The 24968-nt window shown below is 71.6% G+C and carries 18 protein-coding genes; 7 read left to right on the top strand and 11 right to left on the bottom strand.

What is annotated here, in order from left to right; translation table 11 throughout:
- Positions 1 to 16 precede the first annotated feature (16 nt).
- The 4 genes from ACIBEA_RS12545 to ACIBEA_RS12530 form a co-directional block, all read right to left on the bottom strand.
- A complete protein-coding gene (locus ACIBEA_RS12545; RefSeq protein ID WP_399259900.1) occupies positions 17 to 940 on the bottom strand; it encodes an ABC transporter permease in 924 nt (307 codons plus the stop codon).
- A 182-nt stretch (positions 941 to 1122) separates the two neighbouring features.
- A complete protein-coding gene (locus tag ACIBEA_RS12540) occupies positions 1123 to 2766 on the bottom strand; it encodes an ABC transporter substrate-binding protein (RefSeq protein WP_399259898.1) in 1644 nt (547 codons plus the stop codon).
- Positions 2767 to 3182: 416 nt separating this feature from the next.
- Positions 3183 to 5081, bottom strand: coding sequence for a translational GTPase TypA (typA, locus tag ACIBEA_RS12535; RefSeq protein WP_399259896.1), 1899 nt, complete (start codon positions 5079 to 5081; stop codon positions 3183 to 3185).
- 317 nt (positions 5082 to 5398) lie between these two features.
- Complete coding sequence (locus tag ACIBEA_RS12530) at positions 5399 to 7885, bottom strand: ABC transporter family substrate-binding protein (protein WP_399259894.1); 2487 nt, start codon at positions 7883 to 7885, stop codon at positions 5399 to 5401.
- A 360-nt stretch (positions 7886 to 8245) separates the two neighbouring features.
- On the opposite strand from ACIBEA_RS12530, the gene ACIBEA_RS12525 reads away from it, so the two are divergent.
- The 6 genes from ACIBEA_RS12525 to ACIBEA_RS12500 all read left to right on the top strand — a co-directional run bounded on the left by ACIBEA_RS12525 (position 8246) and on the right by ACIBEA_RS12500 (position 15128).
- Entirely contained in the window at positions 8246 to 8467 is a 222-nt protein-coding gene (locus ACIBEA_RS12525) for a hypothetical protein (RefSeq protein WP_399259892.1), read from the top strand.
- Between the two features lie 188 nt (positions 8468 to 8655).
- The gene (locus tag ACIBEA_RS12520; RefSeq protein ID WP_354379631.1) at positions 8656 to 9477 is read left to right on the top strand and encodes a hypothetical protein; all 822 of its coding nucleotides are present in this window, start codon (positions 8656 to 8658) and stop codon (positions 9475 to 9477) included.
- A 1-nt stretch (position 9478) separates the two neighbouring features.
- Positions 9479 to 11407 (top strand): fumarate reductase/succinate dehydrogenase flavoprotein subunit, encoded by a 1929-nt coding sequence (locus ACIBEA_RS12515; RefSeq protein ID WP_399259890.1) that lies wholly within the window; start codon positions 9479 to 9481, stop codon positions 11405 to 11407.
- Entirely contained in the window at positions 11404 to 12174 is a 771-nt protein-coding gene (locus ACIBEA_RS12510) for a succinate dehydrogenase/fumarate reductase iron-sulfur subunit (protein ID WP_399259888.1), read from the top strand. Before ACIBEA_RS12515 ends, ACIBEA_RS12510 begins: the two co-directional genes overlap by 4 nt.
- 58 nt (positions 12175 to 12232) lie before the next feature.
- Positions 12233 to 14371, top strand: a complete 2139-nt coding sequence (locus ACIBEA_RS12505) for a TPM domain-containing protein (RefSeq protein ID WP_399259886.1) — start codon at positions 12233 to 12235, stop codon at positions 14369 to 14371.
- Between the two features lie 37 nt (positions 14372 to 14408).
- On the top strand, positions 14409 to 15128 hold the full coding sequence (locus ACIBEA_RS12500; RefSeq protein ID WP_399259884.1) for a PspA/IM30 family protein: 720 nt from the start codon (positions 14409 to 14411) through the stop codon (positions 15126 to 15128).
- A gap of 174 nt (positions 15129 to 15302) precedes the next feature.
- Here the strand turns inward: ACIBEA_RS12500 and ACIBEA_RS12495 are convergent, their stop codons facing one another.
- The 7 genes from ACIBEA_RS12495 to ACIBEA_RS12465 form a co-directional block, all read right to left on the bottom strand.
- Positions 15303 to 17942, bottom strand: a complete 2640-nt coding sequence (locus ACIBEA_RS12495; RefSeq protein ID WP_399259882.1) for a SpoIIE family protein phosphatase — start codon at positions 17940 to 17942, stop codon at positions 15303 to 15305.
- Positions 17943 to 18091: 149 nt separating this feature from the next.
- Positions 18092 to 18520, bottom strand: coding sequence for an ATP-binding protein (locus ACIBEA_RS12490; RefSeq protein ID WP_399260146.1), 429 nt, complete (start codon positions 18518 to 18520; stop codon positions 18092 to 18094).
- Between the two features lie 278 nt (positions 18521 to 18798).
- Entirely contained in the window at positions 18799 to 19194 is a 396-nt protein-coding gene (locus tag ACIBEA_RS12485; RefSeq protein WP_399259880.1) for a (deoxy)nucleoside triphosphate pyrophosphohydrolase, read from the bottom strand.
- Between the two features lie 30 nt (positions 19195 to 19224).
- The gene (locus tag ACIBEA_RS12480) at positions 19225 to 19413 is read right to left on the bottom strand and encodes an SPOR domain-containing protein (protein WP_399259878.1); all 189 of its coding nucleotides are present in this window, start codon (positions 19411 to 19413) and stop codon (positions 19225 to 19227) included.
- A gap of 160 nt (positions 19414 to 19573) precedes the next feature.
- Complete coding sequence (locus ACIBEA_RS12475) at positions 19574 to 21292, bottom strand: purine-cytosine permease family protein (RefSeq protein WP_399259876.1); 1719 nt, start codon at positions 21290 to 21292, stop codon at positions 19574 to 19576.
- Between the two features lie 129 nt (positions 21293 to 21421).
- Entirely contained in the window at positions 21422 to 22174 is a 753-nt protein-coding gene (locus ACIBEA_RS12470) for a GntR family transcriptional regulator (protein ID WP_399259874.1), read from the bottom strand.
- 207 nt (positions 22175 to 22381) lie between these two features.
- On the bottom strand, positions 22382 to 23590 hold the full coding sequence (locus tag ACIBEA_RS12465; RefSeq protein WP_399259872.1) for a DUF4190 domain-containing protein: 1209 nt from the start codon (positions 23588 to 23590) through the stop codon (positions 22382 to 22384).
- A gap of 237 nt (positions 23591 to 23827) precedes the next feature.
- Between ACIBEA_RS12465 and ACIBEA_RS12460 the strand changes: the two genes are divergently transcribed.
- Entirely contained in the window at positions 23828 to 24946 is a 1119-nt protein-coding gene (locus tag ACIBEA_RS12460) for a threonine synthase (protein ID WP_399259870.1), read from the top strand.
- Positions 24947 to 24968: the final 22 nt, after the last annotated feature.

Here is a 24968-nt window from a genome sequence, read left to right as displayed (position 1 = left end):
AACGGGCTGCCTGGGGTCAGGCGAGACGGATGCGGGGGTCGAGGACCGCGTACAAGAGGTCGACGATCAGGTTGAGCAGGACGAACACGGCGACGCCGAAGGTCACCACGCCGATGATGATCGGGTTGTTCTGCTGCTGAACCGCCTGCACCAGGGCGAGCCCGATGCCGTCCCAGTTGAAGATCGCCTCGGTGATGAGTGCGCCACCGAGCAGCGAGCCGAAGGAGATACCCAGGTACGTGACGACCGGGATGATCGAGTTCCGCATGACGTGCTTGACGAGCACCGTGCGTCGGGGCAGACCCTTGGCGACGGCCGTCTTGACGTAGTCGGCCCGCAGGACCTCCAGCATCGTGCCGCGCATGAGCCTCGCCACAAGCGCCGCGTCGAGGATCGCGAGCACGAAGGCCGGCAGGATCATCGACTTGAAGGTGCCGTCCGAGATCAGCGGGACCCATTCCAGCTGGATCACGAAGACCTTCTGGAAGACCATGCCGATCACGAAGGATGGGAAGCCGACGGCCATGGTCGTCAAGAGCGTGATCAGCACGTCCCAGAAGGAGTATCTGAACAGCGCGGCGATCAGGCCGGCGAACAGGCCGATCGCGATGTCGAGGACGATCGCCAGCAGCGCGAGCTCGGCGGTGTTCACGAGCTTCGGCTGGAGCACCTCGGTGACGGGGCGCCGCTGGGTGAAGTCCTCACCGAGGTCGCCCTGCACGAGGTTCTTGACGAAGTTGCCGTACTGGACCGGCAGCGGGTCGTTGAGTCCGTAGCGCTCGCGGAGCGCTTCGATGACCGCCGGGTCGCGGGCCTTGTCGCCACCGAGCGAACCCACCGGGTCGGACGGAAGCACGAAGAGACAGCCAAAGAGAACAATCGTCGCACCGAAGAGGACGACCACCATCTGTCCGAGCCGCCGGATCACATATCTGCCCACGATGCCTCCTTCACATACTGAGCGTGGGGGTTGGCGGCATCATCCGATCGGGAGATTGGCCGCATCCGGGCGCGGAACGGGAGAGATGAGGGGTGCGCCCGGGACTGAGCGAAGGCCGTGGGGACCGAAGAAGTTACTCCGGCCCCCACAGCCTTCGCCTACCTACTGGTGAAGAAGTACGACTACTTGGCGGTGATTTCCGCGAGGTTCGGGTCCTCGAAGAAGTCCATCGCCATGTTGCTGAACTTGTCCGTGTTCGCGAGACGGTACTGCGAGCGCTTCCAGGTCGGGATCAGCGCCTGGTCGTCCTCGACAGCGATCTTCTCGGCCTCCTTGTAGACCGCGGCGCGAGCGGCCGGGTCCTTGGTGGCGCGAGCCTTGGTGATCAGCTCGTCGAACTTCGGGTTGTTGTACCGACCGCGGTTGTCACCCTGGGCCTTGCCGGTGGCCGGGTCCTCGTTGATCGAACCCGAGTCGAGCAGCGGGAACAGGAAGTTGTCCGGGGTCGGGTAGTCCGCGCCCCAGGCCGAACGCCAGATACCGGCGGTCGCCTTGTCCTGCTGCTGCGCCAGGGCCTCCTTGAACGGCTTGCCGTTCAGCTTGACCTCGAGGCCGAGGACGTCCTTCAGCTGCTGCGCGATGGCCTGGACCCACTCTTCGTGGCCGCCACCGGTGTTGTAGCCGAAGTCCAGGACGGTGCCCGGCTTCAGGCCGCCCTTGGCCGCGAGCTCCTTGGCCTTGGCCGGGTCCTGCTTGATGCAGGAGGTGCAGAGGTTGTTGGTGTACGTGTCCGCGAACGAGGGCGGGAGCACGGACGTGGCGGGCTTCTGCATGCCCTGGAAGACGCCCTTGGCGATGGCCTCGCGGTCGATCGCGTAGGAGATCGCCTTGCGCGCGTCGACGTTGTTCATCGGCGCGTTCTGGTTGAAGACGACCAGGTAGTTGATACCCGAGGTGTCGGCTTCGATCCACTGCTTCTTGGCCGAGTACTTGGCCTTGGCGACCGGCAGCTGCGGCGTGGGCATACGGGCCCAGTCGAAGCTACCCGCCTGGTAGCCCTGGTACTCGAGGGTGGCGGCGTTGGCCGAGTTGAGGATCGAGATCTCAACCTTGGCGAGCTTCGCCTTCTCCAGGCCGTAGTCGTCGTTACGGACCATGGTGATGGACTTGTTGTGCTGCCACGAACCCTCCATCTTGAAGGGGCCGTTGCCGATGGGAGCGTCGTTGTACGCCTTGTTGCTGGCGGCGCCGGCGACCTTCGGAACGGGGCTGAAGACCGTGTGGACGGTCTTCTTGTCGAACTCGAAGTCGGCCGCGGACAGCTCGACCTTCAGCGTGTTGGCGTCCGGAGCGGACAGACCGGCGAACTTGTCGCTGGTGCCGCCGTTCAGCTCCTTGTAGCCGACGATTCCGTCCATCGGGTACGCGACGTCGGAGGCCGAGGCCTTCGAGACGGTGCGGGTCCAGCCGCGGATGAACGACTCCGCGTCGACCGCTTCACCGTTGGAGAACTTGGTGCCGGCCTTGATCTTGAAGGTCCAGGTCTTGCCGTCGTCGCTCGTGGTGAACGACTCGGCCAGAGCCGGCTTCAGCTTGCCGTCCGGCGTCGCGCTGTACAGGCCGGTGAAGAGGTTGTGCGCGACCAGGGCGCCCTCAGACTCCTGCGTGTTGTACGGGTCGATCGCCACCGGCTCGGTGATACCGAGGCGGAAGGTGCCGCCAGCGGGACCCGCTGCCTTCTTCTCCCCGCCGCCACCACAGGCAGTCGCGGCGAGGGCAATGATTGCCGCGCCCGCGACCCACTTGGCGCTCTGAGCACCACGCATGGGTTTCCTCCTCATGAGTCCACTTGTCACTACAAGACGGGGTACTCGATCGCACGCTGACACCCCTGACAGCGATGACGCGATGAGTTACCCACAGTGTGCTCGTGAGTCGACACTCCCCACAGTGTGTGACCCATTGACCCGAGCTTGGTGCCAACTATTAAGTACGGCCGACCCGTAAACCACACTTAAAGGGTCTCGTTTTGACAACATCACTACAGGTCAGTAGCCCGAAATACGGACAAACTGAGCCTAGACAGACACACGCGAAACGGACGGTTAGTACACCTTCCGGAGTGTGACGCCCGATATGCGGACACATGAACGAGACAATCCGCTTGACAAATGCGAACGACCCCTCCACCACGGAGCCCGTGGGGAAGGGGTCGAGTCACGAAAAGTGACGTTCGCGGCAATTACCGCTTGGCGCGCGAAGACGAGCGGCCGCGCTCCTTCTGGTCCAGAACGACCTTGCGGATGCGGACGGCCTCCGGGGTCACCTCGACGCACTCGTCGTCGCGGCAGAACTCCAGGGACTGCTCCAGCGACAGCCTGCGCGGGGGCACCACGTTCTCCGTGTTGTCCGCGGAAGCCGCACGCATGTTCGTGAGCTTCTTCTCCTTGGTGATGTTCACGTCCATGTCGTCGGCGCGCGAGTTCTCGCCGATGATCATGCCCTCGTACACCTCGGTGCCGGGCTCGGTGAACAGGACGCCGCGCTCCTGCAGGTTGATCATCGCGAACGGCGTGACCGAACCGGAGCGGTCCGCGACCAGCGAACCGTTGTTACGGGTCTTCAGCTCGCCGAACCACGGCTCCAGGCCCTCGTGGATCGAGTGGGCGATGCCCGTACCACGGGTGTTGGTGAGGAACTCCGTGCGGAAGCCGATGAGGCCGCGGGACGGGACGACGAACTCCATGCGGACCCAGCCGGAGCCGTGGTTCGACATGTTGTCCATGCGGCCCTTGCGGACGCCCATGAGCTGCGTGACCGCGCCCATGTGCTCCTCGGGGACGTCGATGGTCATGCGCTCGACCGGCTCGTGCACCTTGCCGTCGACGAGCTGCGTGACGACCTGCGGCTTGCCGATGGTCAGCTCGAAGCCCTCGCGGCGCATCTGCTCGACCAGGATGGCCAGCGCCAGCTCACCGCGGCCCTGCACCTCCCAGGCGTCGGGGCGCTCGGTGTCCAGGACGCGCAGCGAGACGTTACCGATCAGCTCGCGGTCCAGACGGTCCTTGACCTGGCGGGCGGTGACCTTGCGGTCCTTGACCGCGGACTTGGCGTCCGCGCCCTTGCCGCTGCCGCCGCGGCCGACCATCGGGGAGGTGTTCGTACCGATGGTCATGGAGATCGCGGGCTCGTCGACCGTGATCAGCGGGAGCGCGATCGGGTTCTCGGTGTCGGCCAGGGTCTCGCCGATCATGATGTCGGGGAAACCGGCGACCGCGCAGATGTCACCCGGGCCCGCCACCTCGGCGGGCTTGCGGGTGAGCGCCTCGGTCATGAGCAGCTCGGTGATGCGGACGTTCGACTGCGAACCGTCGCGCTTGATCCAGGTGACCGTCTGGCCCTTGCGCAGCTCGCCCTGCTCGACGCGGACGAGAGCGATGCGGCCGAGGAAGTTGTCGGCGTCCAGGTTGGTGACGTGGGCCTGGAGCGGGGCGGCCTCGTCGTACTCGGGAGCCGGCACGTGGGCCAGGATCGTCGAGAAGAACGGCTCAAGGTTCTCGCTGTCGGCCGGGACGGTGCCGTCCTCCGGCTTGGTCAGCGAGGCGACGCCGTCACGGGCGCAGGCGTAGACGATCGGGAACTCGATCTGCTCCTCGTCCGCGTCCAGGTCGAGGAAGAGGTCGTACGTCTCGTTGACGACCTCGTCGATCCGCGAGTCGGGGCGGTCGGTCTTGTTGATGCAGAGGATGACGGGCATCTTCGCCTGCAGCGCCTTGCGGAGCACGAAGCGCGTCTGCGGCAGCGGGCCCTCGGAGGCGTCGACGAGGAGGACGACGGCGTCGACCATGGACAGGCCGCGCTCGACCTCACCACCGAAGTCGGCGTGACCCGGGGTGTCGATGATGTTGATCGTGATCGGCGCGCCACCCTCCTTCGGGTGGTACTTGACCGCGGTGTTCTTCGCGAGAATGGTGATGCCCTTCTCGCGCTCCAGGTCGTTCGAGTCCATCATTCGGTCGTCGAGGTGCTGGTGGGCGGCGAAGGCACCTGCCTGCTTCAGCATGGCGTCGACGAGGGTCGTCTTGCCATGGTCGACGTGGGCGACGATGGCTACATTACGAATGTCGTGGCGCGTGGTCATACTGGCGGCGCTTCTCCCGGAATCGTGGATGGCGTCGCGTACGGTCCGGCACGCGCGCCCGCCGGGCGGAAAAACCTGCCACGGCCTTACCCCATCGTACGTTGCGTGGCGGGAACCGCACGCCGGGGGGTCTGTCAAGAGGCCGGAGGGCTGACCGCGACGGGGTCGCGGATGGTGCTGGGCCGGGGTTGGGGTGGGGGGTCCCGGCCGGTGTTCCTGCGGGTCAATGGCTACGTACGACCTTGCCCGCCGAGGTGAGCGGCGGGCAAGGGACTTGAGTCACTTCTGAGCTTGTTCACCCGCCCTTGGGTGTCAGGTCAGCTCCTCTTCGCGGCCTTTTCCGATCCGGACCCCGCCGCGCCGGCGGGCTTGACCCAGCCGATGTCCTGGAAGCGGGGCACCCCCAGGCCGAAGGCGCCCGCGTTGACCAGGCCGGGCTTGGCCGCCACCAGCTCGGGGCGCTGGAAGAGCGGGATGGAGCCGGCAGCGGCCCAGATCCGGGCGTCCGCCTTGCGCACCAGGTCGCGGGACTGCTCCTCGTCCAGCTCGCCGAGCGCCTGGTCGAAGAGCTGGTCGATCCGGTCGGTGCCGACGCGGGTGTAGTTCTGCTCGACGAGCAGCGAGCCGTCGGCGGCGGGCGCGGGCTTGGCGAAGATCGGTCGGGCGTCCGTCGCCGGGAAGGCGGTCGCGGGCCACGAGTACAGGGCCAGGTCGTACTGGCCCGAGGCGATGTGGTCCTTGAAGAAGCTGTCGTCGGCGACCTTGACCAGCTCGGTGCTGACGCCGATCTTCTGGAGCATCTGGGAGATCCGCTCGCCGACCGTGCGCAGCGCCTCGGAACCGGGACCCGAGGGGAGCACGAAGCGCAGCGTGAGCGGCTTGCCGTCCTTGGCGAGCATCGCGCCGGAAGTGCGGACGGCGTGCTTGGCGGGCGCGGGCGCCGGACTGGCCTTGGCCGCGCCCTGCTCCTCGGCCGGGGCCGCCTCGGCGTCCAGGGACGGGTTGCGCTTGCCGTCGTCGACCGCGGCGGCCTGGGCGAGGAGCGCGGCCTCCTGCTGTTCGGCGAGCGGTACGGCCGCCAGCACCGGGGAGGGCTGGTGCGCCCCGGAGGCGAAGCGGTCGGCGTCGACGACCTCCCCGTCGGGGGCGTAGCGGCTGTCGCCCTCGGGGAGTCCGCCCGCCTGCGGCTCGACCGGGCCCTCGGGCCGGCGGACGGCTTCGTCCTCCTGGCGGGCCGGCCGGTCGCCGGGGCGCAGGCCCGGGAGGGGGGCCGGGCGCAGCGGCGGGTTCAGGGCCGCGGGCGGGCGGGCGCCGTTGCGGTCGTCCTGGCCCACGATGTACAGGCCGTCGTTGCCGGTGCCGTCCCCGTCGGCGGGGGCGCCGGGGGCGCGGCGGCCGAGGGTCTTCCCGTCGTCCTTCTTCTCGCTCTCGGAGCCGGCCTTGGCGCCGGCGGGGTCGGAGAGCTTCCCGCCCTTGCGCCAGCCCGCGTCGGCGAGGAGGGCCTGGGCGGCCTGGGTGTCCTGGCCGCCGAGCGCGTCGCTGTTGTCGGCGTACGCGCGCTGCCCGGCCAGGGCCACGTGGCTGCCGACCGGCTTCGAGGGCAGGCCGAGGGGCCGCAGCACGATGTCGGTGAGGCCCTGGCGGTCCAGCGCCCGGGCCACCGCCCGGCGCACCCGCTCGTCGGCCAGCGGTCCGGAGGCGCCGTTGAGCGCGAGCTGGGTGTAGGCGGGCTCCAGGGACTTGCGCACGGTGAAGGAGCGCAGGGCCTTCTGCTGGGCGGCGTAGGCGGCGGCGGCCTCGGCGTTCTTCTTGCGGCTCTCCTGCTCGTCCCTGGCCTTGCCCTCGTCGGCGCCGAAGGCGACCGCCCAGGAGAGCGTGGCCTGGGCGGCGGTCACCGCGGCGCCGGGGCCGTGGGCGGGGGCGCCCTGGTGGGCGGCGTCCCGGTGGGCGAGCGCGATGCGCTCCGCGCCGCCGCGGTCGATCTCGGCCAGGTCCAGCTTCCCGGCGGCGAGCGCGGCGGCGCGCTCGGCGCGGGGGACGGCGGTCAGCACGAGGGAGTCGAGCTTGGCGGGGCGGCCCCACCAGCGCGGGTTGCGCGAGAGCGCCGCGGTGCCGGTCTTCTTGTCGATGGCGCCGAGGTTGAAGGGGCCCGCCGTCACCTTGAGGGTGCCGCGCGCGCCCTCGTTGAAGGCTTCGGGGCTGCCGGTGACCTGCTTGGGGTAGAGCGGGCTGAACAGGGAGCGCCAGTCGGTGTAGGGCTTGGCGAAGGTGACCTTGACTTCGAGGTCGTTGGCGCCGCGCTCGATCTTCTCGATCCGGTCGTAGCCCGCGTTGCGGGCCGTCCAGTACGCCGAGTCCTTGCCGTTCAGGGCCCGCCACTGCGCGACGAAGTCGGGTGCGCCGACCTCGCGGCCGTCGCTCCACACCGCCTGCTGGTTGAGCTTGTAGAGCACGACCTGCTTGGGTTCGCGCTCGATGACCTCGGCCTTCTCCAGGAAGTCGGGGTTGGCGACGGGCCGTCCCTTGGCGTCCATGACGAAGAGCTGCGGCAGGACGGCTCCGGCGATCCGCCCGGTGGTGGCGTCGGCGTCCGCCTGGAAGGCGTTGAGGGTCTCGGGCAGCGCGTCGACGGCCCAGCGCACCGACCCGCCGTCCGCGACCAGCTCGCGGGTGGTGGACGAGATGTCCTGACCGGCGGCGGCCGGGCCGCCCTCGTCTTCGCCGCCGCCGCAGCCCGTCAGCAGCGGCAGTGCGAGGACTCCCGAGGTCAGCAGCGCCAAGGACCTGCGCCTTCTCTGGGACATGGGTGGTACCTCCGGAGCGGGGCCGAGCGGGGCGGGACTCGGTGGGGTGGCTTGATCACGTTTGGCGGTATATGGAGCTGATCACACTGGTGATGAACCCACTGAAATCGACCGCCTCGCGCACCCTCCGCAGCCGACCCGCGCCACGCCGCGAACCCCACCCGTGCGGACCAATCCCGGGTACGCGGCGGGCGGGCACTGACCCGTTCGGGGGATCCGGGGCGGCGGACCGGGGGCGCACGGTTCCGGCCTGCGCGCCCGCAATACCGTCACGTCCCTTCACAACCGGCGCCCTCAGGCGCGACACTCGCAGGCGCACATGAGCGTTGCCACCGCAACCTGCGGAAGTGAGGGCAAGTCATGTCCCTGCAGGACGATTTGACCGCCGTACGACGCAATCTGAACGAGCTGGTCCGCTCGGTCGAGCGACTGGAGCGGGACGTCGCGCGCCAGGCGCCCGCGGCCGCGGGACCCCCGGGCGGGGAGGAGACGGTCTTCGTCCCGGACACCCCGTACGACAGCACGCTGTGGACGGATTCCGACGACGAGGGCCTCGGCGCCCGCGACCGCCGGGCGCCCTGAGCCGTACGGCACCGCACGCGCACGGCCCGCATCACACGGCCCGCATCACACGCCACACAGCACACGGAGCACGGAGCACGACACACGGCACGCGACGGCCGGTTTCGCCCGGCACTCCCCATCAGGCCCCGCCGCCACCCGGCGGCCGGGCCTCCTGGGCCACCCCTCCACTCCTCCCGGAGTCCCCTTTGGCCACAGGCACGGAACCACCCCGACCCCTGACCGGCGTGCACGGCGCCTCCCGCGCCGCGATCGCCGCCCGGCACCTGCGCACCGACCGGTGGTGGCTGGCCCCCGCCGGCACCGCGGCCGGGCTGCTCGCCTTCATCGTCTATTCGACCTGGCGGGCCTTCTCCAACGCCGACTACTACGCGGCCCCCTACGTCTCGCCCTTCTACTCCCCGTGCCTCGCGGAGAACTGCCGGGAGATGCGCGACGGGCCCAACTGGGACCTCTTCGGCAGCTGGTGGGGCCTGTCCCCCGCGCTGCTGGTGCTGGTCTTCCCGCTCGGCTTCCGGCTCACCTGCTACTACTACCGCAAGGCCTACTACCGGGGCTTCTGGGCCTCGCCCCCGGCCTGCGCGGTCGCCGAGCCGCACGCGAAGTACTCCGGCGAGACCCGCTTCCCGCTGGTCTTCCAGAACATGCACCGCTACTTCTTCTACGCGGCGCTGCCGGTCGCGGGCATCCTCACCTACGACACCGTGCTGACCTTCCGCGACGCGCACTACGCCTGGGGCCACATGGGCCTCGGCTCGCTGCTGTTCCTCGTCAACATCGCGCTGATCTGGGCCTACACGCTGTCCTGCCACTCCTGCCGCCACATCATGGGCGGCAAGCTCAAGCACTTCTCCAAGCACCCGGTGCGCTACCGGCTGTGGGGCTGGGTGAGCAGGCTCAACTCCCGTCACATGCAGCTGGCCTGGGCCTCCTTGATCAGCGTCGCGCTCTGCGACTTCTACGTGTACCTGCTGGCCAGCGGTGCGCTCGACGACCCGAGGATCTTCTGACATGGCTCAAGTCGACCGGCAGCAGTGGGACGTGGTCGTGGTCGGCGCGGGCGGCGCCGGGCTGCGGGCCGCGATCGAGGCCCGCGAGCGGGGCGCCCGTACCGCCGTGATCTGCAAGTCCCTCTTCGGCAAGGCCCACACCGTGATGGCCGAGGGCGGCATCGCCGCCTCCATGGGCAACGTCAACGGGGGCGACAACTGGCAGGTGCACTTCCGCGACACGATGCGCGGCGGGAAGTTCCTGAACCAGTGGCGGATGGCGGAGCTGCACGCCAAGGAGGCCCCCGACCGGGTCTGGGAGCTGGAGACCTGGGGGGCGCTCTTCGACCGGACGCCCGACGGGCGGATCTCCCAGCGCAACTTCGGCGGCCACGAGTACCCGCGCCTCGCACACGTGGGCGACCGGACCGGACTGGAGCTGATCCGGACCCTCCAGCAGAAGATCGTCCAGCTCCAGCAGGAGGACTTCAAGGAGTACGGCGACCACGAGGCCCGGCTCAAGGTCTTCCAGGAGTGCACCGTCACCCGCGTCCTGAAGGACCACGGCCGGGGCGACGGCGGGCGGGTCGCGGGGGTCTTCTGCTACGAGCGCGAGTCCGGCCGCTTCTTCGTCCTGGAGGCTCCCGCGGTGGTGCTGGCCACGGGCGGGATCGGGAAGTCCTTCAAGACCACCTCGAACTCCTGGGAGTACACCGGAGACGGCCACGCGCTGGCCCTGCTGGCCGGGGCGCCGCTGCTGAACATGGAGTTCGTGCAGTTCCACCCGACCGGCATGGTCTGGCCGCCCTCGGTCAAGGGCATCCTCGTCACCGAATCGGTGCGCGGTGACGGCGGGGTGCTGCGCAACAGCGAGGGCAAGCGGTTCATGTTCGACTACGTCCCGGACGTCTTCAAGGAGAAGTACGCCGAGTCGGAGGCGGAGGGCGACCGCTGGTACGAGGACCCGGACCACAACCGGCGCCCGCCCGAGCTCCTCCCCCGCGACGAGGTGGCCCGCGCGATCAACTCCGAGGTGAAGGCGGGCCGCGGCTCCCCGCACGGCGGGGTCTTCCTGGACGTGTCCACCCGGATGCCCGCCGAGCGGATCCGGCGGCGACTGCCGTCGATGTACCACCAGTTCAAGGAGCTGGCGGACGTGGACATCACGGCGGAGCCGATGGAGGTAGGCCCGACCTGCCACTACGTGATGGGCGGGATCGCGGTCGACTCGGAGACGGCGGCGACCCTCGGGGTGCCCGGGCTCTTCGCGGCGGGCGAGGTCGCGGGCGGGATGCACGGTTCGAACCGGCTGGGCGGGAACTCCCTGTCCGACCTGCTGGTCTTCGGCCGCAGGGCGGGACTGCACGCGGCCGAGCACGCCGCGGGTCTGACCGCCGCCCCGCCCGTCGCCCCGCAGCGGGAGGTCGACGCGGCGGCCGAGGAGGCGCTGGCCCCCTTCCACGCCGAGGAGGGCGCGGAGAACCCGTACACCCTCCACCAGGAGCTCCAGCAGGCGATGAACGACCTGGTCGGCATCATCCGGCGCGCGGGCGAGATGGCCGAGGCGCTGGAGCGGCTGGCGGGGCTGCGCGCACGGGCCGCCCGCGCCGGGGTGGAGGGGCACCGCCAGTTCAACCCGGGCTGGCACCTGGCCCTGGACCTGCGCAACATGCTGCTGGTCAGCGAGTGCGTGGCCCGGGCCGCCCTGGAGCGCACCGAGAGCCGCGGCGGCCACACCCGGGAGGACTACCCGGCCATGGAACGGGCCTGGCGCCCGGTGAACCTGCTCTGCCGGCCGGTGCCCGTGGACCCGGCGGACCCCGCCGGCCCGGCGGCCGACCGGATCGCCCTGGAACACACCCGGACCGAGCCCGTCCGCCCGGACCTGCTCGCGCTCTTCGAGAAGGAAGAGCTGGTCAAGTACCTCGCCGAAGAGGAGCTCTACGAGTGAGTAGCTACGACGCCGCGTTCCGGATCTGGCGGGGCGACGCCGAGGGCGGTGAGCTGCGGGACTTCACCGTCGAGGTGAACGAGGGCGAGGTGGTCCTCGACATCGTCCACCGACTCCAGGCCACCCAGGCCGGCGACCTCGCGGTCCGTTGGAACTGCAAGGCGGGCAAGTGCGGCTCGTGCAGCGCGGAGGTCAACGGGCGGCCGCGGCTGATGTGCATGACCCGCATGTCGACCTTCTCCCGCGAGGAGACGATCACGGTCACCCCGCTGCGGGCGTTCCCGGTGGTCCGGGACCTGGTGACGGACGTGTCCTTCAACTACGCGAAGGCGCGGGAGGTCCCGGCCTTCGTACCGCCCGAGGGGGTGGCGCCGGGCGAGTACCGGATGCAGCAGGTGGACGTGGAGCGCTCGCAGGAGTTCCGCAAGTGCATCGAGTGCTTCCTGTGCCAGGACACCTGTCACGTGGTGCGCGACCACGAGGAGAACAAGGCCGCCTTCGCGGGGCCGCGGTTCCTGATGCGGGTGGCGGAGCTGGACATGCACCCGCTGGACGCGGCCGCCGAGCAGGGCCTGGACCGCAAGCGGACGGCCCAGGAAGAGCACGGGCTGGGCTACTGCAACATCACCAAGTGCTGTTCGGAGGTCTGCCCCGAGGGCATCAAGATCACCGACAACGCCCTGATCCCGCTGAAGGAGCGGGTGGTCGACCGCACGTACGACCCGTTGGTCTGGCTGGGCTCGAAGATCGGCCGCCGCAAGGACTGACCTCGGGGGGCGGGTGCTCGGGGTGCGGGGGCGCGAAACCCCCCATAACCTCCCAAATGTGATCCCGCCGAGAAGCAGGACGAAGCCGAGCGCCACCTCCCGGATATCCCTGCGGGCCGCGCTCGCCCTGGCCGCCGCGCTGCTCGCGCTCGGCGGCCAGGGCGCGGCCGGGGCCCCGCCGGCCCGGGCCGACGATCCCGTCACCCTGTCGCAGCAGGGGCAGATCACCGACCGGGTGGGCGCCCTGGGCGACCGCGAGCCCGCCGTGGCCGCCGCCCTCGACAAGCTGTACACCGACCAGCGCGTCCAGCTGTTCGTGGCGTACGTCCGCGACTTCTCCGGACGTTCCGCCCAGAGCTGGGCCGATGCCACCGCGCAGCGCAGCGGCCTCGGGCAGAACGACGTCCTGCTCGCCGTCGCGACCGGGGCCCGGCAGTACGCCTACTCGGCCGACGTCGACTCCGGCTTCACCAAGGAACAGCTGGCGTCCGTCGCCCGTACCGCCATCGAGCCCGCTCTGAAGGAGAACGACTGGGCGGGCGCGGCGATCGGGGCGGCGGACGGCTACGACGCCGTGCTCGCGGGACGGCCGGTACCGGTGCCCGCGATCACCCCGGGCGTGGCCGATCCCGGTGGGGACCGGGCGGGCGGCGAGAGCGGGGCCGGTGACCTCGTCCTCCCCGTGATCGCGGTCGGCGCCGCGGGCGCGCTCGGCGCCTACGCCTACAACCGCCGCAAGCGCAAGGGCCCGACCGACCGCGGTACGACGGCCCGCTCGGGCTGGGGCGAGCAGGGCCCGCCCCGGCTCCCGCTCGCCGAACTCGACGCCGAGGCCAAGTCGCTGCTGGTGGAGACCGACGACGCGGTCCGCACCAGCACCGAGGAACTCGGTTTCGCCTCGGCCCAGTTCGGCGAGGCGGCGGTGGGGCCCTTCACCGCGGCCGTGGCCTACGCCAAGGACGAGCTGACGCACGCCTTCCGGCTGCGCCAGCAGCTCGACGACGCCTATCCCGAGGACGACGCGACCCGGCGCCGGATGCTGGACGAGATCGTGGCGCGCTGCACCGAGGCCAGCCGGCGCCTCGACGCCGAATCGGCCGACTTCGACCGGCTGCGCGCCCTGGAGAAGAACGCCCCGCAGGCGCTGGAGACCGTACAGGCGCACTTCCGCGCGCTGACCGGCCGGACCTCGACGGCCGAGGCGACCTTGACCGCCCTGGCCCGGCGGTACGCCGATGCCGCGTCCGCCCCCGTGGCCTCCAACGCCGAACAGGCCAAGGACCGGCTGCTGTTCGCCACCACGAGCCTCGGCGAGGCGCGCGCCGCGGTCGACGGCGGGGACAACGGCAAGGCGGCCGTGCACGTGCGGGCGGCCGAGGGCGCCGTCGACCAGGCGGCCACCCTGGTGGACGCGGTGGAGCGGCGCGCGCAGGAGCTGGCCGAGGCGGCCGGCAAACTGACCGGCGCCCTGAACGAGACCGAGACCGACCTCGCGGACGCCCGCGGGCTGCTGACGGGAACCGCCGAGGGCGTCTCCACGGCGGACCTGCGGGGCCGGATCGGCCGGGCGGAGTCCGTACTGGCCGACGTACGGGCGGAGCAGGGCGCGGGCCGGTACGACCCGATCGACGCCCTGCGCCGGATCGAGGAGGCCGACGCGGCCCTGGACGAGGCGCTCGCCGGAGCCCGGGAGCGCGAGTCGGGCCGCGGGCGGGCCGCGGCCCTGCTGGACCAGGCCCTGCTGTCGGCCCGCAGCGCGATCGGTGCGGCCACGGACTACGTCACCACCAGCCGCGGAGCCGTCGGCAGTCAGGCCCGCACCCGGCTGGCGGAGGCCCAGCGGCACCTGGAGCGCTCGCTCGCGGTGACGGGCTCGGACCCGGCGGCCGCGCTGGCGGAGGCGCAGCAGGCGGACTCGCTCGCCCGGCAGGCGCAGCAGCTGGCGGAGGCGGACGTGCGGGCGTACCAGGACCCGTACGGCGGCCGCCGCTCGCAGCAGGGCGGCATGGGCGGCGCGGTGCTGGGCGGGATCATCCTCGGCGAGATCCTCGGCGGCGGCGGCCGCGGCGGCCGCGGGGGCGGGTACGGCGGCTTCGGCGGCGGTGGCGGTGGCGGCTTCGGGGGTGGCGGCCGCGGTCCGGGCTCCTTCGGCGGCGGGGGCACCCGCGGCCGGATGGGCGGTGGCGGCCGCTTCTGACGTCACCGACACCCCTTCACACCAGGAGTAGGCACCCATGAGCAAGCAGACCATCCTCGGCCGCGTCACCCAGCTCGCGAAGGCCAACATCAACGCGCTGCTGGACCAGGCGGAAGACCCGCAGAAGATGCTGGACCAGCTGATCCGGGACTACACGAACAACATCTCCGAGGCGGAGCAGGCCGTCGCCACCACGATCGGCAACCTGCGGATGCTGGAGGCGGACCACGCGGAGGACGTGAACGCGGCGGCCGAGTGGGGCGCCAAGGCCCTGGCGGCCAGCCGCAGGGCCGACGAGCTGCGGACGGCGGGAACCCCGGGCACGCCGACGGACGCGGACAAGTTCGACAACCTGGCGAAGGTCGCGCTGGGCCGACAGCTCCAGTCGGAGAAGGAGGCGAAGACGGCGGAGCCGACGATCGCGGCGCAGACGGAGGTCGTCGAGAAGCTCAAGACCGGGCTGAACTCGATGAAGACCAAGCTGACCGAGCTCCAGGCGAAGCGCGACGAGCTGGTGGCGCGCGCGAAGACGGCGCAGGCGCAGAACACGATGATGGACGCGGTGAAGAACATCGACGTGATGGACCCGACGAGCGACCTGAACCGCTTCGAGGACAAGGTCCGCCGCGAGGAGGCGATGGCCCTCGGCAAGCAAGAACTGGCCGCCTCCACCCTGGACGCCCAGTTCGAGGCCCTGGACGACCTCGACAAGAACGCGGAGGTCGAAGCCCGCTTGGCGGCCCTGAAGGCAGGCTGACCCACCCACCCCGATCCAGCCCCGATCCAGCCCCGCCCGGCCCCATCCAGCCTCGCCCGGGGGCACCTCCCAGCGGTAGCTGGGGGAGTTTGAGGCGCGGGGTCCGGGGCGGAGCCCCGGGAGCGGTCCGCACGGACCCACCCGCCTCCGCCCCGGAACACCCGACCCCCGGAACTACCCGTACATGCTGAGCAGTTGCTCCGCCGACAGCTCGGCGACCGCCTCCCCCGCCACCCCCGGCAACGGCAGCTCGAACCACACCGTCTTCCCCCGGTGCGTGCGCCGCGTGCCCCACCCGGCCGACAGCAGCCCGACCAGTTGCAGCCCGCGCCCGCCCTCGTCCGTGTCCCGGGCCCGCCGCCGCCGGGGCTGCACCAGGTTCCCGTCCCACACCTCGCACACCAGGGTCCGGTCCAACAGCAGCCGCAGCCTGATCTCGCCCTCCCCGTACCGCAGCGCGTTCGTCACCAGCTCGCTCACCAGCAGTTCCGTCGTGTCGAGCAGCCCCTCCAGGCCCCACGCGGGCAGCTTCGCCCGGGCCAGCTCCCGCGCCCGGCCCACCGACCGGGCCTCGCGCGGCAGTTGCCAGTCGCCGACCGCGTCGATCGGCAGCCCCTGGACCCGGGCCAGCAGCAGGGCGATGTCGTCCTCGCCGTGCCGGGTGTGCAGCGAGCTCAGGACGTGGTCGCAGACGTCCTCCAGCGGCCGCACCGGATCGGCCAGGGCCTCCCGCAGCCCGCGCAGGCCCTCCTCCAGCGGGTGGTCGCGGGATTCGACGAGCCCGTCGGTGTACAGGGCGAGCAGCGCGCCTTCGGGAAGGTCCACCTCGACCTCCTCGAAGGGTTCGCCGCCGACCCCGAGCGGCATGCCGGGCGGCACCTCCAGCAGCAGCGCGGGCCGGGGCGGGCCCCCGGGTTCGGCGGGTTCGACCAGCACGGGCGGCATGTGGCCCGCGTTGGCTATGGTGCAGCGCCTGGTCACCGGGTCGTAGACGGCGTAGACACAGGTCGCGAGGTAGACCTCCGACAGGTCGTTCCGGTCGGCGTCGCGGGACTGCAGGGCCGCCCGCGAGGCCTGCTGCGAACCGCCGGGGGTGCCGAGGCCCCGGGCCACCTCGTCCAGGGCCGTCAGCACTTCGGCCGGTTCGAGGTCGAGCAGGGCCAGGGTCCTCACGGCCGTACGCAGTTCACCCATGGCGACGGCGGCCCGCAGGCCGCGGCCCATCACGTCACCGACGACGAGCGCGGTGCGGTGCCCGGGCAGCTCGATGACGTCGAACCAGTCGCCGCCGACCTCGGTCGCCGCGTTGCCGGGCAGGTAGCGGCAGGCGATGTCGAGGCCCGCCGCGGCCGGATCGCCGGGGGGCAGCAGGCTGCGCTGGAGTATCAGCGCGCGTTCGTGTTCGCGCCGGTAGAGCCGCGCGTTGTCGATGCACACGGCGGCCCGCGCGGCGAGCTCGACGGCGACGGCCCGGTCCCGCTCGCCGAAGGGCTCGCTGCCCTTCGTGCGGGAGAACTGGGCCAGGCCGACCACCGTGTCGTGCGCGACGAGCGGGACGACGAGGGTGGACTGGATCAGGTCCTCGGGCGCGGCGCCCTCCAGCAGCCGCGTCCGGGCGGTGCGCAGGGCCAGGGTGCCGGGCGAGCCCGGCGGGTAGCGGTGGACCTCGCCCACGGCGACCAGCGCGCCGGGCCCGGGCCCGGACAGCGGTGCGTCGGAGACGGCGGAGGCGAAGGCGACCCGGCGCAGCGGTGCGGAGGGCGCGCGCCCGGGACCGCCCCCGGGGAGCGAGGGGACCCCGGGTCCGTGCGGCCGGGCGGGGCGGTCGCGGTCGTCGTCGCCGAGGAGGAGCCCTTGGTAGAGGTCCACGGCGGCCAGGTCACAGAAGCCGGGGACGGTGACGTCGAGGAGTTCGCGGGCGGTGGTCTCCAGGTCGAGGGAGTTCCCGATCCGGTGGCCCGCTTCGTTGAGGAGGGCGAGGTTGCGGCGCACGCCCGCGGCTTCGCGGGCGGCGAGGTGGCGGCGGGTGACATCGGTGCCCAGGCCCGCGACGCCGATGGGCAGGCCGTTGCCGCCGTGCACCCGGTAGAGGTTGATGGACCAGTGCCGGTTGTCGCGGCTGCCGGGGGCCGCGCCGGTGATGCGCAGGTCGGTGACCGAATCGCCGGTTTCCAGGACGCGGCGCAGTGCCTCGGCCATCCGGTCGGCCTCGTGCGGGGGCAGGTAGTCGTGGACGGTGCGACCCCGATGCTCCTCCACCCCGCCCCCGAAGACGGTGACGAAGCGGCGGTTGGCGCGCTGCACGGTGAGGTCCGTACCAAAGAGCAGGAAGCCGAAGGGAGATTGACCGAATATCGCCTGAGAGGCCGCCAGGTCGGACTCGATCCGGCGCAGCGCGCGTACGTCGACCACGACGCAGAGCGCGGCCCGCTCGGCGGTCTCGGTCTGGGTGGGCATCACGTAGATCTCGGCCACGCCGTGTTCGCCGTCCCCGTCGGGGATGCGGAACGGGATCAAGCCGGTCCACTCCTTGCCGTCGAGGATCTCGGCGACCCTGCGGTGCGCGCCGGGGCGGAGTTCCGGGGGCATGAAGGCATCGACCGGATCGCGGCCCACCGCTTCGGCGGCGCTCAGCCCGAAGAGTTCCTCGGCGCGCAGGCTCCACTGGTCGATGAGGCCATCGGGCCCGATCGAGAAGGATGCGACCTTTATGTAGTCATATATCGAGCCAGGCGGGCTGCTGTGCCACAAGGAGTCGTTCCACGCCTCCCCTGACACATGGGCCTGATGTGCCTGCGCAGGTATTTCGCTCACGCGACCGTCCCCTCCAGCTCACCGCAACCGGACCGGCCATGACCGCAGTATTCAGCACCACGGGCACGCTCGGCACGGCGTTCACGATCACAGCACGGTCTCGTTCATTTCGAGCCACACCCGATGATCGTCAGAGACCCTTCTCCTTGTTACTCACCAGGTAGGGCCAATTCGAACCACACTGTCTTGCCCGACTTCCCGTGCCGGGTCCCCCATCGTTGCGCCGAAACCGCCACCAGGTGCAGCCCGCGACCGCCCTCGTCGTCGGGTGCGGCGACCCGCTCGCGCGGCGGATCCGGAAGCGGATCAGAGACCTCCACGAGGAGGGCGGGACCCGCGGCGGGTTGGGCGGTGGCGGAATCGCGCCGTACCAATCGGACCCCGATCGGGCCGGAGGCGTACCGCAGCGAGTTGGTGACCAGCTCGCTGACCAGCAGGACGGTGACGTCGCACACCGCCTCCAGACCCCAGGCGCGGAGCTTGCCGCGCACGGCGTGGCGGGCGGTGCGGACGGCGCCGGGCTCGGCAGGGAAGTCCCATTCGGCACATTCACCATCTGTGTCGATCACGCCGATCACTTCCCGGGCCAGCAGCGGACCCCAGTCCGGTTCGTCAGCGACGAGGAGGGACGAGATAGGGACTAATAGCGACATACCCGATATTCGCGGCGTCGTACCATCCGACCCCCCAGGCACCGGCGCACAGTGGTGCACCTGGCCTACACCGTGAGCCGTACGCGCCCCCGCGCCCCTCCGCCGCCCCTGCTCCAGCTGCCGCGCCCCGGTGACGCGCCGTTGACCCCGGCGCGCGCCGACCGACCACCACCACCGGGGCGACACGATCCGAAGGAGACGAACTACTGCGCGCGCAGCCGCCGACCGGCTTCGGCGACGGCGGGGCGGTCCTGGTCGAGCCAGTCCACGGAGTCCAACTCGTCCGGCCCGAGCCAGCGCAGCTCGTCGTGGTCCTCCAGCGGCGCGGGCTCGCCGGAGACCAGGCGCGCGGTCCACACGTGCAGCACCAGGCCGGGCTTGAGGGGCCACTCCCCCGGGATCCGCTCCAGGGCTTCGCTCTCCACGCCCAGCTCTTCACGCAGTTCCCGCACGAGGGCCTCGGGGACGGATTCACCCGGTTCGGCCTTCCCGCCCGGCAGCTCCCAACGGCCGGCCAGCTCGGGCGGGGCGCTGCGTCGGGCGGCCAGCAGGCGCCCGTCACGGCAAAGGGCTCCGCCCACGACCACGCGTTCAGTCATGGGCGGAGCCTATGTCACACCGGCGCGTGGTCAGTTGGCGGTGGTGGCGCCCTGCCCGAGCCGCTCGACCCAGTAGAGCTGCTTGTGCCCGCGGTCATCGAGGCTGTCGACGACCTTCTGGGCCTCGGCGCGCGTCGGGTAACGGCCCACGCGGTAGCGGTTGCCGTTGTCGTCCTGCCGTATGACCAGCCATGGGAGCAGAGCACCGCTGTCGCTCATCGCGCCCCACCCTCCGCCGATGTACCTGCCCAGGAAACCGCATTACGCATATGCCCGAGCTTACGCCCGACCTTTACTCAGCGGATACGGTTTTTCACGAAGAGGTACCTCCCAGGCGTACTCATCCGGCCATGAGTGCGAAAGGGTCGCGCACGCCGGTTCAGAGCCGGCGCACCGTCGGCAGCGGCAGGACGACCGCTCCTCCCCCGGCGCCCTCCCCGGCGCCCTTGCGGCAGACGTCGCCGCAGGTGGCGTTGAGCGAACAGCACAGCGAGCAGATCGGCCCGGCCTGGACGGGGCAGTCGGCGATGTCCGGGAGCTCGTACGCGCTCTCGCAGACCCCGCAGGTGTGGGTCGCGGTGACGTCCGCGACCTCCACGCCCGGGCCGGTCAGCGTGTTCGGTCGGGCCAGGTAGTACTTCCCCCCGGTCGCCCAGGCGATCAGGGGGCACAGGACGAGCGCGAGGAAGGCCGCGATGAAGGTCGAGAAGGCTTCCGCGTACGTCCCGAAGGCCCCGGCGAAGGCCAGGATCGACACGGTGGACGCGATCACCATCGCCCCGAAGCCGGCCGGGTTCACGGCGTACAGGTAGGCGCGCTTGAACTCGATGTACGGCGGGCTCAGCCCGAGCCGCTTGTTGATGACCAGATCGGCGGCGACCGCCGCGATCCAGGCGATGCCGACGTTGGAGTAGAAGCCCAGCAGTTTGCCGAGCATCGCGAACATGTCGAGTTCCATCAGCGTCAGCGCGATGGCCAGGTTGAGGAAGATGTACCAGACCCGGCCCGGGTGCCGGTGGGTGATCCGGGAGAAGAAGTTCGACCAGGACAGCGAGCCGCTGTAGGCGTTGGTGACGTTGATCTTCACCTGGGACACGATGACGAAGAGCGCGGCGGCGGGCAGCGCGAGGCCGCCGAGCCAGGGGCGCAGCGCCTCGATCTGCGGGGCGATCGGCTCCAGGGCCCGGGTCTCGCCCACCGCTTCGAGCGCGACGAAGGCGAGGAAGGCGCCGCCGAGCTGCTTGGCCGCGCCGATGACCACCCACCCGGGTCCGGCGGCGAGCACGGCGAGCTTCCAGCGGCGGCTGGTGGCCGGGGTCCGGGCGGGCATGAACCGCAGGTAATCGGCCTGTTCGCCGATCTGCGCGATGAGGGACAGGGCGATGCCGGTGCCGAAGCCGAAGCCGATCCAGGAGAAGCCGGCCCCCGCGCCCCGCACCCCGCCGAAGTGCGCGAACGCGCCGAAGGCCGCCGGATGCTCGAAGCCGAGCACGAGGAACGGCAGCACCAGGCCGACCAGCCACAGGGGCTGGGTCCACGCCTGCACCTTGGCGAGCGCGCCCATACCGCGGAAGACGATGGGGATGACGATCAGGGTGGTGAGCAGGTACCCGATCTCCAGCGGCAGTCCGACGGCCTGGTGCATGGCCTGGGCCATGATCGAGCCTTCGAGGGCGAAGAAGATGAAGGTGAACGAGGCGTAGATGAGCGACGTGAGGGTCGAGCCGAAGTAGCCGAAGCCCGCGCCCCGGGTGACCAGGTCCATGTCCAGGCCGTACGTCGCGCACGCCCGGGCGATCGGGATGCCGGTGAGGAAGATGACCACGGCCGCGGTCAGGATCGCGGCGAGCCCGCTGGTGAAGCCGTAGGCGAAGACGATGGAGGCGCCGATCGCGAAGTCGGCGAGGTAGGCGATCCCGCCGAGTGCCGTACCGGCGACCGTGGCGGGACCCCAGCGGCGGTAGGAGTGCGGCGCGTACCGCAGGGAGAAGTCCTCACGGCTCTCGTCCGCGGCGAGCCGGGCGTAGCGGCGGGCCGGCTCCGGGGCGCCGCGCGTGGCGGCGGGGCCGGCGGCAGGGGTGGTGGTGGCGTCCGTCATGCGCGCCGAGGCTAGGCCCCGCGCGTGACGGCCCGTCACCTCACCGCATTGCCCCGGGGTTACACCCGGGGCCCGCGCATGACCGGGGCGTTACACCGCACCCGACCGGGCCGGGGCCGGGGTCGCGGACTAGCGGACCGGCAGGTGGTAGGCGAGGCGGTAGCGGTCGGCCGGGACCACCACGTCCGCCGTCTCCACGGCGCGGCCGGAGGCGAAGTACGTCCGCCCGATCACCAGCACCACGTGCCCCGGCACTCCGCCCAGCGCCAGGATCTCCTCGGCCAGCCCGGGCCGGGCGCCGACCTCCTCCACCACGTTGTCCACGACGACGTCGATGGCGGCCATCCGCTCCACCACGCCGCTCCCGCCGAGCGGGCCCTCCTCCGGCAGCATCACCGGCGTGCGACCGGTCACGGACAGGGGCTCCCACGAGGTGGAGAGCATCATCGCCTCGCCCGCGTCACGGAAGACGTAGCGCGTGCGCATCACCCGCTCCCCCGGCTCGATGCCCAGCCGTGCGGCGACCTCGGTCGGCGCCTCGGTCTGTTCACTGTTGGATTCCCAGGTGCCGCGGCTGCCCGAGTCCGCCTGCTCCTGCCGGAAGGGGGTGGACGCCCCCGTCGTGCGGTACCCGGCGCGGGCCACCCGGCGCGGCACCGGCTGCTCCCGCACGTAGGTCCCCGAACCGGAGCGGCCCTCGACGAGCCCCTCCGCCATGAGGACCTTGCGGGCCTCCAGGGCGACGGTGTCGGAGACCCCGTACTCCTCGCGGATGCGGGCCTGCGAAGGGAGCCGCGCATGCGGGGGCAGGGACCCGTCGACGATCTTCCGTCGCAGGTCACCGGCGACGCGAAGATAGGCCGGCTGCTCACCGAAAGTCACTAGCCACTCCCATCAGGTTGACAGACAGCTACAGCCTGGCAACCTACGGTTGTGCACCGCAAGCAAGGGCCAAAGTTTCACTCGAAGTGATGAAGCCAGGTCACCGAAACCCGTTACCCTGCGTTACAGCCGCGCCGATGATCTCGGTGACGTTCACGGTGACGGCCGGGGTGACGGTCTCGGTCATGGTCCTGGTCCTGGTCCCGGCTAGACCGACTGCGACCCGGCACCCTCGCCGTCGAGCCAGCCCGTGTCCGAACCGTCCGAATCCTCCAGCCACGACGGCACCTTCGTCGCCAGCCCGAGCGCCCCGCGCAGCGTGCGCTCCGTCTCGACCGACGTCGCGTCCACCGCCCGGCTCCACGCCGCGCGGAAGTCCTCCGGCCGCTGCGCGTCCGCCGCCGCCCGCCACTGCACGCGGGCCGCCTCGACCTCCTTGAGCAGCGCGTCGGCCGGCGCGCCGGCCTTGGACTCGCGCAGCACGGCGGCCTCGGCCGCCATCGCCGGTTCCACCTTGGCCGCCCACGCCCGGTACTGGGGCAGCGAGACCTTGAGGTCGGTCACCGGGGCGGCCGTCAGCGCGGAGTCCAGCCGGTTCGCGGCGCCCAGGAAGGACGCCTGCCCGGCCGTCAACATCGTCGCGTCGCGCTTCAGGCTCCCGCGCTGCTCGCCCTCCGTGGTGCCGAGCACGCACAGCACGCTGCGCCTGCCCTGCTCCCACTCGTCCTCGCTCGGCGCGAAGAAGTACATCTCCGCGAACTCCGGCAGCGCCCACGTGTCCATGGCGTAGGTGTCCTGCGCCAGCCAGCAGCGCTCCTCGGCCCGCGCCGCGAGGGCCTCCTCGCCCGGGAAGGCGCCCGGGTCCGCGAGGAAGGACGCGGTGATCTCGCCGTGGTGCGGGCGGGTGCACGCCACCTTGAAGACCAGGGGCGCCTCGGCGAGCAGGTCCGCGCCCGGCACGTTGAAGCAGTCCCCGGCCCGTACCTGCTCCAGGTCCGCCGGATCCCCCTCCACGTCACGGGCGGCGCTCCCCGTGCCGCCCGTACCGGCCGTGCCGCGATCGGCCGCCCGGGCCAGCCGCTCGCCGACCGGACCCACCAGTTCCACAGCGACGAGCGCCAGCGCGCCCGACATCAGCACGGAGACCGCGAGCCCGGTGACCGCCAAGCCCCTGCCCCGCTCCCCGCGCGCGGCGATCTGGACCAGCGCCACGATCCCGAAGACCACTCCGAGCGGCGGGAAACAGAGCAGCCCGACCAGCAGCGCGGCCAGGGCGAAGCCGTTGAGCGGCGGCCTGCCGCCCGGAGCCGGAGCGCCGGGGTGGCCGGAGCCGTACGGGGCCCCGTACGGCGGGGCGGCCCACGGATCGCGGGGCGGAGGCGGCGGCGGGGGAGGGGGCTGCGGCGGGGTACTCACGGCGTGAGCTGCTCCATCATGCGGGGGTGTGGGGGGTGCGGCGTTGCGCGAACGACTGCGCGAATAGTACGCAGGGGCAACGGTCGGCCGGCCGCTCGCCCCCACGCCCCCCGCCCGGCGAACACCCCCCGCGTACGATCCGTCACGGAGACGGGCCACCCCCGAACCCTGCACGAGTCCACGACGGAGCCCGGGACCGGGCCCGTGGAAGACCCGACGGAGCGGAGCCGTTCGCGCATGACGCACGCACTTCCCGATTACATCTGCCCCGACGACGGCGCCCGCGCCGACGTCCGCACCGCGCCCTGGCGCTGCCCCGTCTGCGCGGGCCCCTGGGACCTGGACTTCGCGCCGCAGCCGCCGAAGGCCGTCGAGCTGGACTCCGGGCCGAACTCGCTGTGGCGCTACGGGTCCGCGCTGCCGCTGCCGGGGGCGCCCGCGGTGACCCTCGGCGAGGGGCGCACCCCGCTGGTCCCGCTGACCGGGCGGATCTCCGCCAAACTCGACTTCCTGATGCCGACCCTGTCCTTCAAGGACCGGGGCGCGGTGATGCTCGCCGAGCTGGCCCGACGGCTCGGTCCGCAGCACGTGGTCGCGGACAGCAGTGGCAACGCCGGCACCTCCGTCGCGGCCTACAGCGCGCGGGCGGGCCTCCCCTGCGAGGTCTTCGTGCCCGAGGGCACCTCGGAGAAGAAGACCGAGCAGATGCGGGCGCACGGGGCGCGGGTCCGGGTGGTGCCGGGCGGGCGCGAGGCGGCGGCCCGCGCCGCGCGGGCGGCGGCCGACGAGCCGGGCGTCTTCTACGCGAGCCACGTCTTCAACCCCTACTTCCTGCACGGCACGAAGACGTACGTGTACGAGCTGTGGGAGGAGCTGGGCGGCGAGCTGCCCGAGGCCCTGGTGGTGCCCGTGGGCAACGGCACGCTGCTGCTCGGCGCGGCGCTGGCGGCCCGGGAGCTGGCGCGCGCGGGCGTACGGGCCCCCGCGCTGATCGCCGTCCAGGCGAAGGCCATGGCTCCGCTCGCGCGGGCCTTCGCCGCCGGCGAGCGCGAACCGACGGCCCCGGTCCCGGACCCCGTACCGACGCTGGCCGAGGGGATCGCGATCCCGGCCCCGCCGCGGGCCCGGCAGATCCTGGCGGCCGTGCGGGAGTCGGGGGGCACCTTCCTGACGGTGTCCGAGGAGCAGATCCGTGCGGCCCAGCGGGACCTGGCGGCGCGGGGGCTCTTCGTCGAGCCGACGGGCGTGGCGTGCTGGGCCGCGGTCGGCCCGGGCGCGCCCGGTGACCCGCTCGCGGGCCGCTCGGCGGTCGTCCCGCTCTGCGGCGCCGGCGCCAAGACGGGCCTGGCCCCCTGACCGCGGCCATGCGGCCATGCCT

The sequence above is a fragment of the Streptomyces sp. NPDC051555 genome (assembly GCF_044454405.1).
In the GTDB taxonomy this organism is placed as follows: Bacteria; Actinomycetota; Actinomycetes; order Streptomycetales; family Streptomycetaceae; genus Streptomyces.
This window is presented reverse-complemented; position numbering and strand designations above follow the sequence as displayed.

Coding starts and splice junctions, on each gene's coding strand:
- ACIBEA_RS12540 (WP_399259898.1), bottom strand. CDS start 2,766: ATGCGTGGTGCTCAGAGCGCCAAGTGGGTCGCGGGCGCGGCAATCATT.
- typA (WP_399259896.1), bottom strand. CDS start 5,081: ATGACCACGCGCCACGACATTCGTAATGTAGCCATCGTCGCCCACGTC.
- ACIBEA_RS12530 (WP_399259894.1), bottom strand. CDS start 7,885: ATGTCCCAGAGAAGGCGCAGGTCCTTGGCGCTGCTGACCTCGGGAGTC.
- ACIBEA_RS12525 (WP_399259892.1), top strand. CDS start 8,246: ATGTCCCTGCAGGACGATTTGACCGCCGTACGACGCAATCTGAACGAG.
- ACIBEA_RS12515 (WP_399259890.1), top strand. CDS start 9,479: ATGGCTCAAGTCGACCGGCAGCAGTGGGACGTGGTCGTGGTCGGCGCG.
- ACIBEA_RS12500 (WP_399259884.1), top strand. CDS start 14,409: ATGAGCAAGCAGACCATCCTCGGCCGCGTCACCCAGCTCGCGAAGGCC.
- ACIBEA_RS12485 (WP_399259880.1), bottom strand. CDS start 19,194: ATGACTGAACGCGTGGTCGTGGGCGGAGCCCTTTGCCGTGACGGGCGC.
- ACIBEA_RS12480 (WP_399259878.1), bottom strand. CDS start 19,413: ATGAGCGACAGCGGTGCTCTGCTCCCATGGCTGGTCATACGGCAGGAC.
- ACIBEA_RS12475 (WP_399259876.1), bottom strand. CDS start 21,292: ATGACGGACGCCACCACCACCCCTGCCGCCGGCCCCGCCGCCACGCGC.
- ACIBEA_RS12460 (WP_399259870.1), top strand. CDS start 23,828: ATGACGCACGCACTTCCCGATTACATCTGCCCCGACGACGGCGCCCGC.